We start from the raw sequence: 1,811 nt of genomic DNA on the forward strand, positions 1-1,811 counted from the left end.
GTGGTGCGGGCCTGCGGGGCGGGGGAGTTGGCCGTCCAAGACGCGGTGCGCGCCATGGCCGCCGACCTGCCCGAGGCGGATGTGCTGGAGCTGCTGGCGGTGGCGCCGGGGGAACCGGCCGAGCGGGCGGCGTATCTGGCGCTGATCGGTCAGGACGGCCAGCGGCTCGCGTTGGATCCGGAGGGTGCGCTGCTGGCGTTGGCCTACCGGGTGGCGGGGCCCGAGGTGCGCGAGCGGTTGCGGGGGGTGCTGGCCGCCGGGGGTGACACCGAGGTGATCCGGGTCGTGGTGACCGGCGAGCGGCGCGACCGCGTCGCCGAGCTGTCCCACGGTGAACTCGACTACCTCCGCCGCCACTTGGCCGAGGGCCGCCGCTGGGACGAGCTGCGGCGCCTGGCCAGCGACCTGCCCCTGGCCGAGGGCGCGGCGACGGCCCGGCTCCTCCCGGAGGCCGAACGCACCGGAATCGCCGCCGAGTTGGCGTCACGAGACCCCCGGCCCACGGTCGAACGCCTCCCGCGCACCTCGCCGCTGGGTCACCGGGTCGACTCCTCCATCAGATGCGACGCGTCGCTGTCCCCCGACGGGACGGAGCTGGCCTTCCTGCGCCTCGGAGGGCCGGACGGGCCGCACGACCGCCAACCGGCCGTCATGCGGCTGGGCACCGGGGCCGTGAGCCCCCGCGCCATGGCTCGGCCGGACGACGGCGACTACCGCTCGGTTCTGCACCTCGGGGACCGGATTCTGCTCAGGTCCGAGCCTTCCGTGTCCGGTACGACGATTCGCTCCCTCTCGGGTGACCTGGTGGACGGGCGCTTCCCCGTGTCGGGCATGCGCAGATCGAGCCGGGGAGCGGTGATGCTCGGCTTCGACGGGCTGGTCTTCGCCGACTCCGGTGCCGAACGGCTGCGCCACCAGCCGGTCCCCGCGCTCTTCGGGACCGACGGCCTCCTCGGGCGGCGCGGCATCGAGACCGTGAGCGTCCTGCACACCGTGGTGACGCTGCCCGCGGCCCGGCTGCTGGCCTTCGTCGACGCGGACCACCTCTATGTCCTCGACGAGGACGGGGAGTTGCTCCACGACATCGCGACGCCGAGTCTCCCGCCGTCCGAGCGGTGGAGGGGCGAGGCCGTCACGTTCCTCTCGCCGCGCTCGCTGGCGCTCTGCCAGTTCCACGGCCCCGGCGGGCAGCACGTCCAGATCTGGGACCTGCCACCGGACGGTCCCGCCCGCCTCGCCGAGGAGCACACCGGGGCGGTGCGCGAGCGCTGGCCGCTGGAGGCGTGGCGAGGGCTGCCGATCGACCCGGTCTTCGTCCAGCGGGTCCATCACTCCGACGGGTACGGGCTCGACGCGGGTCCCGTCGGCCTCACCGGGCGCCATCGCCTCATCACGACGGACGGGTGGGGCGACATCTTCGTCGCCGAGAGCCCGGAGTGGCGGCTTGAGGTCCACAGTCCCCATCTCCCGGCGGTGCGCGAACTGTTGGAGCGGCCGATGCTGCACCACTCCCCCGGCGACCTGGCGCGCGTCGTCGAGGCGCGGGCGCGGGTGGGGGCGCCGGATGTGCGGGAGGCGCTGGATCTGCTGGCGCTGTGCCTGGTGGACCGGTTCGGCGGGGACATCGCGCTCGGCGACGGCGCCGGGCCCGTTCCCCCGGCCGGACCGAACGACATCGGACTGAGCGTGGACGGAGGAGAGTCATGAGCGGCGAGGAGCGGGCGGCCCGCCTGGTGGCGCGGGCCGGGCGGCGGCGGGCCGACGGGGCACGGGGACTTCGCGCCCGGTGGGCGTGGCGCGGGGTGGTGCGG

General features: G+C 75.2%; 1 protein-coding gene. It reads left to right on the forward strand.

The annotated features are described in order from the left end of the window. The coding region (locus ADY01_RS35315; protein ID WP_199826403.1) for a hypothetical protein at positions 1 to 1,707 on the forward strand (1,707 nt) is incomplete at its 5' end. Positions 1,708 to 1,811: the final 104 nt, after the last annotated feature.

It is taken from the genome of Streptomyces sp. SBT349, assembly GCF_001083795.1.
GTDB lineage: Bacteria > Actinomycetota > Actinomycetes > Streptomycetales > Streptomycetaceae > Streptomyces.